The following is a 13,729-nucleotide window of genomic DNA, read 5'->3' as shown; positions in this document are numbered from 1 at the left end:
GTGGGGATCCTCTACCTGCTCGCGCTCCTCGTCTCGATCACCGGGATGATCGTGCTCGACCGCCGCTTCCGGCTGTTCTTCTGGGCGGACGCGCGACGCGCGGCGATCGTGCTGCCCGTGGGAGTCGCGTTCTTCCTGGTCTGGGACCTCGTGGGGATCGGCCTGGGCGTCTTCTTCCGCGGAGAGACCTCCTACATGACCGGCCTGCAGATCGCGCCGGAGCTCCCGGTCGAGGAGGTCCTCTTCCTCACCCTGCTCTGCTACCTGACGATGGACGTGCACGGCTTCCTCTCGCAGCGGGTCGCCCGGCGGGCGGAGGCGCGCGCGTGACCTACCTCCTCCTCAACGCCGTGTTCCTCGCGGTGGTGCTGGTGCTGCTGCTGCTCGCGCTGCGCCGACGCGTCCTGCGCCTGCCCGCCGTCCTCGGCACCCTCGCCGTGCTGCTGGTGATGACCGCCGTGTTCGACAACATCATGATCGGAGTGGGCCTGCTGGTCGCCTACGACGACGACCTGATCTCGGGCATCCGGATCGGTGTCGCTCCGATCGAGGACTTCGCCTACGCGATCGCCGCGGCCCTCGCCCTCCCGGCGCTCTGGGTGCTCCTGCCCTCGCGTCGTCGGAGCGAGCCGTGAACCGGCTGCGCGCGCTGTTCGTCTCGAGCCGCCCGCTGAGCTGGGTCAACACCGCCTACCCGTTCGCGGCGGCGTACCTGCTGACCACCCGCGAGATCGACCTCGCCTTCGTGCTCGGCACGATCTACTTCCTCATCCCCTACAACCTCGCGATGTACGGGATCAACGACGTCTTCGACTACGAGTCCGACCTGCGGAACCCCCGCAAGGGCGGCGTCGAGGGCGCCGTGCTCGACCGGAGCGAGCACCGCGCGACGCTGATCGCGGCGGTGGCCACGAACGTGCCGTTCCTGGTGGCGCTCGTGCTGCTCGGATCCCCGGTCTCGTGGCTGGTCCTCGCGATCAGCGTCTTCGCGGTGATCGCCTACAGTGCGCCGGGGCTCCGCTTCAAGGAGCGTCCGTTCGTCGACTCGCTGACCTCGGCGACCCACTTCGTCAGCCCGGCCGTCTTCGGGATCGCCCTCGCGGGCACCGTGGTCACCGGACCTCTGGTGGCGCTGCTCGTGGCGTTCTTCCTCTGGGGGATCGCGAGCCACGCCTTCGGCGCGGTGCAGGACATCCTGGCCGACCGCGCGGGCGGCATCGGCTCGATCGCGACCGTGATCGGAGCGAAGGCGACCACGCGCTTCGCCATCGCCGCCTACGTCGCGAGCGGCCTGCTCCTGCTCCTGCTGCCCTGGCCGGGGACCCTCGCGGCGATCCTCGCGGTGCCGTACGCGGTGAGCATCTGGCCGTACCGGTCGCTCGAGGACGCCGAGGCGGAGCGGGCGAACGCGGGCTGGAAGCGATTCCTCGCGCTGAACTTCCTGACCGGCTTCCTCGTCACGCTCCTGCTGATCGTGTTCTGGATCGCCACGGTCTGATCCGCGGCCGCCGGCGCGGGAGGTCCTCGCCCGCGTCTCCGCGGGCCCCGCCCCGTCAGTCCCGGCGGGCGGGCGGCGCGAGCCGCGGCTCCGGCACGACGGGGGCGGTGGCCGGCGGGCGGCGCACCGGCAGGAGCAGCACCAGCCCCACGGCGAGGACGAGGACGAGCCCGAGGATGCCCCAGTACTGCACGTTCGCCTCGCCGCTGCCCGAGACGGCCGCGGCGATCGAGACGGCGGCTGCGAAGGCGGCGGGCGCGAGGAACGAGGCCGCCCGCCCGGTGGTCGCGTAGAGGCCGAAGATCTCGCCCTCGCGTCCCTCCGGGATGAGGCGGGCCAGGTAGCTGCGGCTCGCCGACTGCGCCGGGCCGACGAACAGGCACAGCAGCAGGCCGAAGATCCAGAACACCGTGCTCCCCCCGTCGTGCAGGACGAAGACGGCGGTGCCGCAGACGACCAGGCCGATGAGCGAGGCGACGATCACGGCCTTGGGGCCGATGCGGTCGTCGAGCGCGCCGACCGAGATGGTCGCCACTCCGGCCACGACGTTCGCGGCGATGGCGAAGAGGATCACCTCGCCGGCGTCGAAGCCGAAGGTGCCCTGCGCCAGCACGCCGCCGAAGGTGAAGACCCCGGTGAGCCCGTCGCGGAACACCGCGCTGGCGATGAGGAAGGCCACGGTGCTGCGGCTCTCGCGCCAGAGGCCGGCGACCTGCGCGAAGAGCGCGCGGTAGGAGGCGATCACCCCGACGCGCTCCGCCCGGCTCGCGCGCGCCGGCGTCTCCGGCACCGCGACCAGCACAGGCAGGGCGAAGACGGCGAACCACACGCCGGCGACCAGGATCGAGACGCGCACGTCGAGGCCGTCGTCCCCCGTCACTCCGAAGAGCCCGACCTCGGGCGAGATGAAGCCGAAGTACACGATCAGCAGCAGGACGATCCCGCCGACGTAGCCCATGCCCCACCCGAAGCCGGAGACGCGGCCGATGGTCGCCCGGGTCGAGACCTGGAGGAGCATCGCGTTGTAGTTGACGCTCGCGAACTCGAAGAAGACCGTGCCGACCGCGAGCAGTCCGAGTCCCAGCCAGAGGAGGGCCGGGTCGGGGCGCACGAGGAACATCAGCAGGATGCAGAGGACGACGACGGCGGAGTGGATCCCCAGCCAGAGCCGGCGGCGCCCGCCGAGGTCGGCCCGGCGGCCGGTGATCGGCGCGATGACGGCGACGATCACGCCGGCGGCGGCGAGGGACCAGCCGAGCGCGGCCGAGACTCCGCTCGAAGTGCCGAAGAGCCCGTCGGTGGTCAGGTAGACGGTGAAGACGAAGGTGGTCACCACCGCGTTGAAGGCCGAGCCGCCCCAGTCCCACAGGCCCCAGGCGAGGACGGGCCAGCGGCCGGTGCGCGTCGTCATGGGCCCACCGTAGGGGGAGGAGGTGAACGGCCGGAAGCCGCGGGACCCGCGAGTCTGAGAGTTGAGCCGATGCGACTCAACTTCTCGCCTCCGGACTTGACGCGAGACGACGGATGCGTAAACTTGAGCGTGCGGGGCTCAACTCCCGCAGAGGATTCCGCACCACCCGTCAACTGACCGGCAGCCGCCCGCGCGACGCCGATCGCGAAGGAGAACAACGCATATGTCCCGTGCCGTAGGCATCGACCTGGGAACCACCAACTCTGTCGTGGCCGTCCTCGAGGGAGGCGAGCCCACCGTCATCGCCAACGCCGAGGGCTTCCGCACCACGCCGTCCGTCGTGGCGTTCACCAAGGACGGGGAGGTGCTCGTCGGCGAGACCGCGAAGCGCCAGGCCGTCACCAACGTCGACCGCACCATCGCGTCGGTCAAGCGCCACATGGGCACCGACTGGACCTTCGGCGTCGAGGACAAGAAGTACACCCCGCAGGAGATCTCGGCCCGCATCCTGGGCAAGCTCAAGCGCGACGCGGAGCAGTACCTGGGCGACAAGGTGACCGACGCGGTCATCACCGTCCCGGCCTACTTCAACGACGCCGAGCGCCAGGCGACCAAGGACGCCGGCGAGATCGCCGGCCTCAACGTCCTGCGCATCATCAACGAGCCCACCGCGGCCGCGCTGGCCTACGGCCTCGACAAGGGCAAGGAGGACGAGCTCATCCTCGTCTTCGACCTCGGCGGCGGAACGTTCGACGTCTCCCTCCTCGAGGTGGGCAAGGACGACGACTTCTCGACCATCCAGGTCCGCGCGACCTCGGGCGACAACCGCCTCGGCGGCGACGACTGGGACCAGCGCGTCGTCGACCACCTGGTCAAGCGCTTCAAGGACTCGACCGGCGTCGACGTCTCGAAGGACAAGATCGCTCGCCAGCGCCTCAAGGAGGCCGCGGAGCAGGCGAAGAAGGAGCTCTCCTCGAGCACCTCGACCAGCATCCAGCTGCCCTACCTCTCGCTCACCGAGAACGGCCCGGCGAACCTCGACGAGACGCTCACCCGCGCCAAGTTCGAGGAGCTCACCAGCGACCTGATCGAGCGCACCCGCAAGCCCTTCACCGACGTCATCGCCGAGGCGGGCGTCAAGGTCGAGGACATCGCTCACGTGGTCCTCGTCGGCGGCTCGACCCGCATGCCGGCCGTGGCCGAGCTCGTCAAGAAGCTCACCGGCGGCAAGGAGCCCAACAAGGGCGTCAACCCGGACGAGGTCGTCGCCGTCGGCGCCGCGCTGCAGGCCGGCGTCCTCAAGGGCGAGCGCAAGGACGTCCTCCTGATCGACGTGACCCCGCTCTCGCTGGGCATCGAGACCAAGGGCGGGATCATGACCAAGCTCATCGAGCGCAACACCGCGATCCCGACCAAGAGGTCCGAGACCTTCACCACGGCCGACGACAACCAGCCGTCCGTCGCGATCCAGGTCTTCCAGGGCGAGCGCGAGTTCACCCGCGACAACAAGAACCTGGGCACGTTCGAGCTGACCGGCATCGCGCCGGCCCCGCGCGGCATCCCGCAGGTCGAGGTCACCTTCGACATCGACGCCAACGGCATCGTCCACGTGTCCGCGAAGGACAAGGGCACCGGCAAGGAGCAGTCGATGACGATCACGGGCGGCTCCTCGCTGCCCAAGGACGACATCGACCGCATGGTCCGCGAGGCCGAGGAGCACGCCGCCGAGGACAAGGCCCGCCGCGAGGCCGCCGAGATCCGCAACAACGCCGAGACCCTGGCGTACTCGATCGACAAGCTGATCAAGGACAACGAGGACAAGCTGCCCGAGGACGTCAAGTCCGAGGTGCAGGGAGACGTCGACGCGCTGAAGACCGCGCTCGCCGGCGACGACGACGCGGCCGTCAAGACCGCGTTCGACGCCCTCAACGCCTCGCAGACCAAGATCGGCCAGGCGATCTACTCCCAGGACCAGGCCGCGCAGAGCGCCCCCGCGGACGCTCCGGCCGACGGTGACAAGAAGGACGACGAGGACATCGTCGACGCCGAGGTCATCGACGAGGACGAGCCGAAGGACACGAAGTAGCCATGGCAGCCGAGAACGAGCCCCAGGACCTCCCCGAGGAGCAGCCGGCCACCGGCGGCGAGGCGGGAGCCGAGGCGGCGCAGGACGCCCAGGACCAGGAGGGCCTCATCGAGGCCGAGGGGCCCGACGTCGAGACCAGCCTCTCGGACGCCGACCTCTCGTTCCTCTCGGGACAGTCCAGCGCCGAGACGCTCGCGGCCGAGCACCTCGCCGATCTCCAGCGGGTGACCGCGGAGTACGCGAACTACCGCAAGCGCACCGAGGCCAACCGCCAGGTCGACAAGGAGCGGGCGATCGGCGACGCGGTGAAGGTCATCCTCCCCGTGCTCGACGACCTCGACCGCGCCGAGAAGCACGGCGACCTCGCCGAGGGCGGGCCCTTCACGGCCATCGCGCAGAAGCTGCGCGGCGGAGTGGAGAAGCTCGGCCTGGTGAAGACCGGCGCCGTGGGCGACCTGTTCGACCCGAACATCCACGAGGCGATCTTCCAGCAGCCCACCCCCGGCGCCGAGACCTCCACGGTCGCGGACGTCGTCGAGGCGGGCTACTACCTCGGAGGCTCGCTGCTGCGGGCCGCCAAGGTGGTCGTGGCAGTCCCCGCCGACTGACCCCGCCACCGGCACCACCACCGCGGAGGACCCCGCCCCGCTCGGCAGCACGCTGCCGGACCGGGGCGGGGTCCCTCGCCGCATTCGACACAGGAAGAGGCACATGGCCAGCCAGGATTGGTTCGACAAGGACTTCTACAAGGTCCTCGGCGTGTCCAAGGACGTCTCCGCCGCGGATCTGAAGAAGACCTACCGCAAGCTCGCCCGCCAGTTCCACCCCGACTCCAACCCGGGGGACGCGAAGGCCGAGGCGCGCTTCAAGGAGATCAGCGAGGCGTACACCGTGCTCTCGGACGCCGAGCAGCGCAAGGAGTACGACCAGATCCGCGCCATGGGCGGCGGAGCGCGCTTCACCGCGGGCGGCCAGCCCGGAGGGTTCGACGACGTCTTCGGCGGCATGTTCGGCCAGGGCGGGCGCACCTCCTACAGCACCCAGCAGGGCCCGCCGCCCGGCTTCGAGGACATCCTCGGCGGCATGTTCGGCGGCGGAGGCAGCCGCTTCGGCCAGCCCACCGGCGGCTACCGCGGCTTCGGCGGCCCGCAGAAGGGCGCCGACGTCACCGCCAGCACCACCATCGACTTCCGCACCGCGACCCGGGGCGACACCGTCCAGCTGCAGACCGGCGACGGGCGCACCCTCTCGGTGCGCATCCCGGCCGGCGTGGCCGACGACCAGAAGATCCGCGTCCGCGGCAAGGGCCGCCCCAGCCCGGACGGCGGCGATCCCGGCGATCTGGTGCTCACCGTCTCGGTGCGCAAGCATCCGGTGTTCGAGCGCGACGGGCTGAACCTGCGCGTGACGGTTCCCGTGACCTTCGTCGAGGCCGTCTTCGGCGCGACGATCGAGGTGCCGACCCTCGGCGGCGAGCCCGTCAAGCTCCGGGTCGCCGCAGGCACCCCGAGCGGCCGCGTCCTGCGCGTCAAGGGCCGCGGCGTCACGACTCCCAAGGGCACGGGCGACCTGCTCGCGGTCCTGCAGGTCGCCGTCCCGAGCCACCTGTCCGCCGCCGCCCGTGAGGCCCTCGAGGCCTACGCCGCCGCCGAGCCGGACGAGGACCCGCGCGAGGACATCCTGGAGAAGGCCCGCTACTAGCACCGGATCGGCGCGACCGGTCGGAGGAGGAGACATGGACGAGAACACGCCCGTCTTCGCGATCGCCGTCGCCGCCGAGCTGGCGGGGATGCACCCGCAGACGCTCCGGCAGTACGACCGGCTCGGGCTCGTGAGCCCGACCCGCACCGCGGGCAAGTCGCGCCGCTACTCGATGCGCGACGTGGTGCAGCTGCGCGAGGTCGCCCGGCTCTCCTCCGAGGGCGTCTCTCTCGAGGGCATCGCGCGCATCCTGCAGCTCGAGAACCAGGTGCAGTCGCTCTCGCAGCGGGTGCGCGAGCTGGAGTCGGCCCTCGCCGACGAGCTCCTGAACCGGCCGGGCCGCCGCGTGTTCGCCGCCGGACTCGAGGGGGACGTGGTCACTCTGCGCCACGGCACGCGCGCGCAGCGCCGGACCGAGCTGGTCGTCTGGCGCCCCGCGCCACGATCAGGGGCCGCCGACGACGCCACACCCTGAACGAGGGGTAGCCTGACCGGGCGCCGCCCCGTCATCGCGGCGCCCGTCCCTCCGCTCGGGGCGGAGAGCAGGAGGACCGCCGTGGACCACGACAGCAGCACCCCGCGCGACGAGCGCGACGCCCGCCGGGAGCAGGCCGCCCAGGAGCAGGCCCCCCAGGAGCAGGCGTCGGACGCCTCGCGACAGGAGCAGGCCCCGGACGCCACGCGCGCGTCCCGCAGGACGCCCGTCGTCCCCGACAACGGGTTCTCCCGCGAGTCCTACGCGATCCATGCCACCCGCAGCGACCTCCCCCTCTTCTCGGATGCGCTGAACGGCGGCCGCGACGACTCCGGCTGGCTGTCGTCGCTCTCGAGCACCCTCGCCGCACACACCGGGCCGGTCGGCTCCCCGGACTCGGCCGCCGAGACAGCGCAGGCCGCGCTCGACCGCCGCACTCGCCGTCGGAGCGACGAGTCCGACTCCTGAGCCCCGGCTCCGGCTAGTCGCGCAGGCGCGTCGCGGCCATCCGGGCGTCGACCAGGCGGCCGCCGCTGAGGCGGGCGAGGATCACGGAGCCGAACGGCAGCGCGCGCACGAGGGGCAGGCCCTCGACCCGCTCCTCGTCCGTGTAGCCGAGGAGGACGTACATCCCGACCACGGCGATCGCGGCGATCGTCGCGACCCGCGCCGGGATCTGGTCCATCGTGCCGCCTCCGCCGTCGATCGGCTCGGCGAGCGTGACGCACATGAGGAAGATCGACGCGTAGACCGCCAGGTGCACGTGGGAGCGGCTCCACGGGCGCGCGAGCGCGGCGATCGGCAGGATCCAGAGGGCGTACCAGGGGTGGATGGCGGTCGACGCCGTCACGAACGCGAGCAGCGCGCCGGACAGGCGGGCGAGCGGATCGATGGAGCGCCGCGAGAGCATGAGGCGCGCGGCGATCAGGCCGGCGAGCCCGAGCGCGAGGATCTTGACCACGGCGATCGCCGCGGCGGGGTCGTGGCCGGTGAACTCGACGGCGCGGGAGACCGAGACCGTGACGAACGACATCGGCGCGTACCAGTGCAGGATCGAGCCGGGCACGACCATCGCCGCGACCCAGCCGACCCCGACGCCCGCGAGCAGCCCGACGGCGACCACGAGGCCGAGCGCTCCGGCGCCCGTCCAGAGCCAGCCGCGGGTGCGCTCACGCCACGTCGCGTCGTGGCGCAGCCACAGGAGCGCGAGCACGGGGAGCGCGATCACGGCGATCGGCTTGATCGCGATCGCTCCGGCCATCAGCACGACGGCGGCGATGCGCCGGTCGGTCTGGGCGTAGTAGAGCGACGCGAGGATGAGCGCCAGCATCACGGAGTCGTTGTGGCCGGCGACGACGAAGAGCACGAGGGTCAGCGGGTTGGCGACGATCGTCCAGGCGGTGAGCGGGACCGAGAGGCCGCGCAGGCGCGCCAGGCGGAGCGCGTAGACGGCCATGACGGCGACGCCGGCGACCGACACGGCGCGGAGCATCGCGATCGAGAGCTCGGGTGCGCCGTAGCCCGCGAACTGCACCGCGGTGCGCTCGATCAGGAGGTAGAGGGGCCCGTAGGGCGTGGGCGTGTCGGCCCAGAGCGGGTCGACGCCGAGGTCGAACCAGCCGGGGAGTGTCGCGACGCCGTGGGTGTAGGGGTCGATGCCCTGGGTCATCAGGCGCCCCTGCGCCACGTAGGAGAACATGTCGTGGCTGAACAGCGGCACCGTCACGAGGAGCGGAGCGGTCCAGGCGAGGGCCGCCACCACGATGGTGCGGACGGAGCCGGGGCCCGCCGCGAGCGCGACCGTGCGCAGGCGGAGCCACGCGATCAGCAGCAGCATCCCGCCGCCCACGACGAGGGCGCCGCTGGACTCGGTGAGCCAGCCCGTGGCGCGGATCGAGGCGACGAGAGGCCAGTCGCGGATGGGCGAGCCGGCGGGCAGGTAGCCCACGCCGAGCGAGCCGAGGAGGATCGCGATCGAGCCCAGCAGGCCCGTCGCCAGCGGTGCGGCCTCCATGAAGCGGAGCCGCGGCCGGCGCTGCCGTCCCGTTGCCCGGGCCGTGACCGGCCGCTCGATCGTCCCCCGTGAAGCCATCGGAGCCACGCTAAAGGATGGGACTCCGAAGTGCATGGACGGCCGGTGAACGGTTGATCAGTCGGCGCTCAGGTTGTACAAGCACTCGCACGCGCACCGATCAGGGCAGGCGCGGCACCGGAGCCGGCTCCGCGAAGCGCAGCTGGTTGCCGAACGGATCGATCACGTCGAGCGCGAAGCCGAACGGCGTGCGGGTGATCCGCGGGTTGAGGTAGGGGTACGCCTTCGCGTCGAGCTCGGCGTGCAGCTCGCGGACACCGCGGAGGGCGACGTGCACGGCGGCGCCAGGACTGCCGTCGCGGTGGTGCTCGCTGAGGTGCAGGCGGAGCCCCGAGCGCGACACCTGCAGGTAGAGGGGGGCGTCGAGCGCGGCGCGGTGCTCCCAGTCCACCTCGAAGCCGAGGTAGTCGACGTAGAACTCGCCCGCCTTGGCGACCGAGAAGATCCGCAGGATGGGCACGGCCGCCTCCAGCCGCACCGGCTCGAGCCGGTCCGGCTCCTCCGCGCTCGACCGGTCCCGTGCACGCCGTCTCGTCTCCACGCCACGAGGCTAGCCGCCCCACGGTCGGCCCGGCGCCGGAGGGTCAGTCGACGAGATCGAGACCGCGCAGCAGCCGGAGGGTCTCGACCCCGGCGGGCGGGCAGCGGCCCGCATCGGAGCCGTCGACCCAGTGCAGAGAGTCGATCTCGCCGCTCGGGCGCGCCTCGCGGTCGAGCTCGGCGGCGAAGACGCTCATGTGGACCTCCCGCCCCTCCGGCTCGCCGTGCGCCTGGGTGCGGACGGTGAACAGGGGCTCGAGGCCGAGCGCGACGGCGCCGAGCTCCTCGCGGGCCTCCCGGGCCGCCGCCTCGATCCCGCTCTCGCCCTCGTCGACCTTGCCGCCGGGGAGGTAGAGGACGTCGCGGCCCCGCGCCGTGACCATCAGGACGTGCCGGTCGCGGAGGACGGCGACGGCGGACACGACGATCGGCGGGAGGGTGCTCATCCGCTCATCATGCCCGCCGCGGGCGGACCGGCTCGGCGCCCCCGCGGCTACCATGGGGGCACACCAGAAGGACGCGCGCAGCCGGCGCGCGCCGGGGCCCCGTGCGCCCGAACAGCTGAGGAGCAACCCGTGGCAGAACCCACCACCCTCGACAAAGTCATCACCCTCGCGCAGCACAGGGGATTCGTCTTCCCCTCGGGTGAGATCTACGGGGGCACCCGCTCCGCGTGGGACTACGGGCCGCTCGGCGTGGAGTTCAAGGAGAACATCAAGCGCCAGTGGTGGAAGAGCTTCGTGCAGGGCCGGGGCGACGTCGTCGGCCTGGACTCCGCGGTCATCCTGCCCACGGCGATCTGGCACGCCTCGGGACACGTCGGCGTCTTCTCGGACCCGCTGACCGAGTCGCTGATCACCCACAAGCGCTACCGCGCCGACCACCTCTTCGAGAAGTACGAGGAGGTCAACGGCCACCCGCCCGTGAACGGCCTCGCCGACATCCCGGACCCGGAGCACCCCGACAAGGTCGGCCAGTGGACCGAGATCAAGCAGTTCTCGGGCCTGATGAAGACCTACCTCGGCGTCGTCGACGACGAGTCGGGTCTGCACTACCTGCGTCCCGAGACCGCCCAGGGCATCTTCACCAACTTCGCGAACGTGCTGCAGAGCGCCCGTCGCAAGCCGCCCTTCGGCATCGGCCAGATCGGCAAGGCGTTCCGCAACGAGATCACCCCCGGCAACTTCATCTTCCGCACCCGCGAGTTCGAGCAGATGGAGCTCGAGTTCTTCGTCGAGCCCGGCACGGACGAGGAGTGGCAGGAGACCTGGATGCAGCTCGCCTGGGACTGGTTCGTCGGGCTCGGGATGAACCCCGAGAACATCCGGCAGTACGAGCACCCGAAGGACAAGCTCTCCCACTACTCCAAGCGCACCGTCGACATCGAGTACCGCTTCAGCTTCGCCTCGGACGAGTGGGGCGAGCTGATGGGAGTCGCGAACCGCACCGACTACGACCTCAAGACGCACATCGAGCACTCGGGCAAGGACCTCTCGTTCTTCGACCAGAACAAGAACGAGCGCTACGTGCCGTTCGTGATCGAGCCGTCGTTCGGCCTCACCCGCGCGCTCATGGCGTTCCTCGTCGACGCCTACGAGGAGCAGGAGCTGCCGCCGAACGCCAAGGGCAAGGTCGAGACGCGGACCGTGCTGCACCTCGACCCGCGCCTGGCGCCGGTCAAGGTGGCCGTGCTGCCGCTCTCGCGCAACGAGGCCCTCTCGCCGCTCGCGCGCCGCGTCGCCGACCAGCTGCGCCAGCTCTGGAACGTCGACTTCGACGACTCCGGAGCGATCGGCCGCCGCTACCGCCGCCAGGACGAGATCGGCACCCCCTACTGCGTGACCGTCGACTTCGACTCGCTCGAGGACGACGCCGTGACCGTCCGCGACCGCGACACGATGAAGCAGGAGCGCATCCCGCTCGAGCAGCTCGAGTCGTACCTCTTCACCGGGCTCCGCGGGGCCTGACGCTCCTCCCGGGACGCCGCCGACCGGACGGGCCGGCGGCGTCCCGGAGGGCGCGGACCAGCCGGCCCTGCGGTCAGCGCTCGCGGGCGAGCAGGGCGAAGACGAGGGTCGAGGTCCACTCGCCCTTGCAGAACTCGTCCTCCCGGTGGTGCGCCTCGAGGCGCATCCCGAGGCGCTCGCAGAGGCGGGCGGAGGCGGTGTTCCGAGCGTCGAGCTGCGCGATCACGCGGTGGGCGCCGAGGGTGTCGAACGCGAGGTCGAGCAGCGCCCGGGCGGCCTCGGTCGCGTAGCCGCGCCCCTGCGCCTCCGGGTGCAGCACCCAGCCGATCTCGACCGCCTCCTGCTCGACGGACGTCGCGATGAGCGTGAGGTCGCCGATCATCCGCCCGGCGAGGACGCCCTCCCGGGGGACGATCGCCAGCACGGCCACGTCGCCGTCAGCGGCGAGCCGTGTCGAGGGGAGGCGGCGCTGCAGGTGCGCCCGCGACTCCTCGGGGGTGCGCACCGGCCAGCGGAGGAACCGGACGGCGTCGGCGTCGCCCTGGTAGCGCGCGTGGTCCTCGGCGTCCTCCGGTCCGAGGGGACGCAGGAGCAGGCGCTCGGTGAGCAGCGGCGCGAAGCGCAGCGGCTCCGCGTCGAAGGGGAGCCGGAGGCTCACGCGGTGGCGGCGTCAGAGTCGGGGCGCGCGGCGGCGGGCTCGGCCGGGACCTCGATGCCGAAGAGCGCCTCGAGCCCGGTGAGGTACGCCTCCTGCGCTCCGGCGCGCGCGTAGTCGCGGGCGCGGACGCTCGGGGTGTGCAGCAGCACGCCGGCGAGGTGGCGGAGCGCCTGCTCGGTGCGGCCGTCCTCGTCGCCGCGCGAGCGGGCCCGCTCGATCTCGGCGTCGAGCGCGTCGAACACGTGGGCGCGCAGGGCGACGACGGCCGGAGTGAGGCTCTTCTCGTCGGCGACGTCCGAGAACTTCCGGGCCGCCTTGTCGACGAGCGCGCGCGCCTGCTGCGACGCGTCGAGCACGTCGAGAGGCGCGTGCAGGCTGATCGTCTCGAGGTCGAGGAGCTCGACGCCGGCGACCGAGGTGACGTCGGAGGCGACGTTGCGCGGCAGGCCCAGGTCGATCACGAGCTGGCGCTCGCGGGAGAAGCCCTGGAGGCGCCCGGCGGCGAGCAGAGCGGCGTCGAGCACCGGCTCCTGGGTCGTGGTGCAGGTGATGACGATGTCGGCCGAGACCGCCTCGAGCGCGAGATCGGCGGCGGCGATGGGCCGGAGCGAGCGGCGGGCGGCGAAGCCCTCGGCGCGGCCGGAGGGGGAGTGCACGGCGATGTCCACCACTCCGCGGTCGCGCAGGGCCGCGACGGTCGCCCGCGCGTAGCTGCCGGTGCCGACGAGGAGGACGCGGGCGGCCCGCCAGTCGGTGACGCGGCTCGCGGCCAGGTCGAGCGCGAGGCGCACGATCGAGCGGCCGGCGCTGCCGAGGCCGGTGCGGTTCTTGATGCCGCGCGAGGTCTGCGAGGCGCGCTGGAACAGCCGCTCGAGCTCGGAGGAGGTGGTGCCGAGGCGGCGCGCCTCCTCGAGGGACCGGCGGACCTGGCCCGCGATCTCGCCCTCGCCGACCACGACGGACTCGAGCCCGCTGGAGACGGCGAAGAGGTGCTCGGCCACCCGGTCGCCCGAGACGACGTCGACGCTCCCGCGCAGCTCGTCCTGCTCGACGCCGGTCGCAGCGCTGACGGCGGCGGTGGCGGCCTCGACGGCGACGGCCTGCGCGGCGGTCAGCGGCTCCTCGATGTCGAGGTAGGCCTCGAAGCGGTTGCAGGTCGCGACGACGACGGCTCCGGAGACGAAGTCGATCCCCTCGGAGAGGGCCGCGGTCACGGCGGAGGAGTCGACGGAGAGCTTCTCGAGGAGATCGAAGCTGGCGTTCTTGTGCGACGCCGTCAGACACAGAAGCACCACGTCAGT

General features: G+C 71.9%; 15 protein-coding genes. 9 read left to right on the top strand and 6 right to left on the bottom strand.

What is annotated here, in order from left to right; all coding sequences use genetic code 11:
• Genes C5C25_RS04895 through C5C25_RS04885 form a run of 3 tightly spaced genes read left to right on the top strand, consistent with a single transcriptional unit; the run spans nt 1 to nt 1,498 of the window.
• Nucleotides 1–330, top strand: coding sequence for a lycopene cyclase domain-containing protein (locus C5C25_RS04895; protein WP_104222894.1), 330 nt, complete (start codon nt 1–3; stop codon nt 328–330).
• Nucleotides 327–635, top strand: a complete 309-nt coding sequence (locus C5C25_RS04890) for a lycopene cyclase domain-containing protein (RefSeq protein WP_104222893.1) — start codon at nt 327–329, stop codon at nt 633–635. The genes C5C25_RS04895 and C5C25_RS04890 overlap by 4 nt, the downstream gene beginning before the upstream one ends.
• Nucleotides 632–1,498 carry a prenyltransferase gene (locus tag C5C25_RS04885; RefSeq protein WP_104249911.1) on the top strand — a complete coding sequence of 289 codons (867 nt, stop codon included), beginning with the start codon at nt 632–634 and terminating at the stop codon, nt 1,496–1,498. Before C5C25_RS04890 ends, C5C25_RS04885 begins: the two co-directional genes overlap by 4 nt.
• Nucleotides 1,499–1,553: 55 nt before the next feature.
• On the opposite strand, the gene C5C25_RS04880 is transcribed toward C5C25_RS04885, so the two are convergent.
• A complete protein-coding gene (locus C5C25_RS04880) occupies nt 1,554–2,909 on the bottom strand; it encodes an MFS transporter (RefSeq protein WP_104249910.1) in 1,356 nt (451 codons plus the stop codon).
• Nucleotides 2,910–3,132: 223 nt separating this feature from the next.
• Between C5C25_RS04880 and dnaK the strand changes: the two genes are divergently transcribed.
• The 5 genes from dnaK (at nt 3,133) to C5C25_RS04855 (ending at nt 7,639) form a co-directional block, all read left to right on the top strand.
• Nucleotides 3,133–4,995, top strand: coding sequence for a molecular chaperone DnaK (gene dnaK, locus C5C25_RS04875; RefSeq protein WP_104222890.1), 1,863 nt, complete (start codon nt 3,133–3,135; stop codon nt 4,993–4,995).
• A 2-nt stretch (nt 4,996–4,997) separates the two neighbouring features.
• Nucleotides 4,998–5,603 (top strand): nucleotide exchange factor GrpE, encoded by a 606-nt coding sequence (locus C5C25_RS04870; RefSeq protein ID WP_104222889.1) that lies wholly within the window; start codon nt 4,998–5,000, stop codon nt 5,601–5,603.
• Nucleotides 5,604–5,706: 103 nt separating this feature from the next.
• Nucleotides 5,707–6,696 (top strand): DnaJ C-terminal domain-containing protein, encoded by a 990-nt coding sequence (locus tag C5C25_RS04865; RefSeq protein WP_104249909.1) that lies wholly within the window; start codon nt 5,707–5,709, stop codon nt 6,694–6,696.
• Nucleotides 6,697–6,730: 34 nt separating this feature from the next.
• Nucleotides 6,731–7,171 carry a heat shock protein transcriptional repressor HspR gene (locus C5C25_RS04860; RefSeq protein WP_104226135.1) on the top strand — a complete coding sequence of 147 codons (441 nt, stop codon included), beginning with the start codon at nt 6,731–6,733 and terminating at the stop codon, nt 7,169–7,171.
• An 81-nt stretch (nt 7,172–7,252) separates the two neighbouring features.
• Nucleotides 7,253–7,639 (top strand): hypothetical protein, encoded by a 387-nt coding sequence (locus tag C5C25_RS04855; protein WP_104249908.1) that lies wholly within the window; start codon nt 7,253–7,255, stop codon nt 7,637–7,639.
• Nucleotides 7,640–7,652: 13 nt separating this feature from the next.
• Here C5C25_RS04855 and mptB read toward each other — a convergent pair whose 3' ends face one another.
• The 3 genes from mptB to C5C25_RS04840 all read right to left on the bottom strand — a co-directional run bounded on the left by mptB (nt 7,653) and on the right by C5C25_RS04840 (nt 10,249).
• Nucleotides 7,653–9,263: a polyprenol phosphomannose-dependent alpha 1,6 mannosyltransferase MptB gene (mptB, locus tag C5C25_RS04850; RefSeq protein ID WP_146076887.1), complete on the bottom strand. Its 1,611-nt coding sequence runs from the start codon at nt 9,261–9,263 to the stop codon at nt 7,653–7,655.
• Between the two features lie 100 nt (nt 9,264–9,363).
• Nucleotides 9,364–9,804, bottom strand: coding sequence for a glyoxalase superfamily protein (locus tag C5C25_RS04845; protein WP_208543318.1), 441 nt, complete (start codon nt 9,802–9,804; stop codon nt 9,364–9,366).
• A 43-nt stretch (nt 9,805–9,847) separates the two neighbouring features.
• Entirely contained in the window at nt 9,848–10,249 is a 402-nt protein-coding gene (locus C5C25_RS04840) for an NUDIX domain-containing protein (RefSeq protein ID WP_104237622.1), read from the bottom strand.
• A 129-nt stretch (nt 10,250–10,378) separates the two neighbouring features.
• Here C5C25_RS04840 and C5C25_RS04835 point away from each other — a divergent pair, with 129 nt between their 5' ends.
• The gene (locus tag C5C25_RS04835; RefSeq protein WP_104249907.1) at nt 10,379–11,770 is read left to right on the top strand and encodes a glycine--tRNA ligase; all 1,392 of its coding nucleotides are present in this window, start codon (nt 10,379–10,381) and stop codon (nt 11,768–11,770) included.
• A gap of 73 nt (nt 11,771–11,843) precedes the next feature.
• Here the strand turns inward: C5C25_RS04835 and C5C25_RS04830 are convergent, their stop codons facing one another.
• Complete coding sequence (locus C5C25_RS04830) at nt 11,844–12,428, bottom strand: GNAT family N-acetyltransferase (RefSeq protein ID WP_258069341.1); 585 nt, start codon at nt 12,426–12,428, stop codon at nt 11,844–11,846.
• Nucleotides 12,425–13,720, bottom strand: a complete 1,296-nt coding sequence (locus C5C25_RS04825) for a glutamyl-tRNA reductase (protein ID WP_104222952.1) — start codon at nt 13,718–13,720, stop codon at nt 12,425–12,427. Before C5C25_RS04825 ends, C5C25_RS04830 begins: the two co-directional genes overlap by 4 nt.
• Nucleotides 13,721–13,729 lie beyond the last annotated feature (9 nt).

This window comes from Rathayibacter sp. AY2B9, assembly GCF_002931595.1.
Classification (GTDB): Bacteria; Actinomycetota; Actinomycetes; order Actinomycetales; family Microbacteriaceae; genus Rathayibacter.
The sequence above is the reverse complement of the archived record's forward strand: the minus strand, read 5'-3'. Positions and strand labels throughout refer to the sequence as shown.

Bases quoted from the DNA above. Each gene is read 5' to 3' on its own strand.
- C5C25_RS04880 (WP_104249910.1), bottom strand. From the start codon at position 2,909: ATGACGACGCGCACCGGCCGCTGGCCCGTCCTCGCCTGGGGCCTGTGG.
- C5C25_RS04865 (WP_104249909.1), top strand. From the start codon at position 5,707: ATGGCCAGCCAGGATTGGTTCGACAAGGACTTCTACAAGGTCCTCGGC.
- mptB (WP_146076887.1), bottom strand. From the start codon at position 9,263: ATGGCTTCACGGGGGACGATCGAGCGGCCGGTCACGGCCCGGGCAACG.
- dnaK (WP_104222890.1), top strand. From the start codon at position 3,133: ATGTCCCGTGCCGTAGGCATCGACCTGGGAACCACCAACTCTGTCGTG.
- C5C25_RS04870 (WP_104222889.1), top strand. From the start codon at position 4,998: ATGGCAGCCGAGAACGAGCCCCAGGACCTCCCCGAGGAGCAGCCGGCC.
- C5C25_RS04860 (WP_104226135.1), top strand. From the start codon at position 6,731: ATGGACGAGAACACGCCCGTCTTCGCGATCGCCGTCGCCGCCGAGCTG.
- C5C25_RS04840 (WP_104237622.1), bottom strand. From the start codon at position 10,249: ATGAGCACCCTCCCGCCGATCGTCGTGTCCGCCGTCGCCGTCCTCCGC.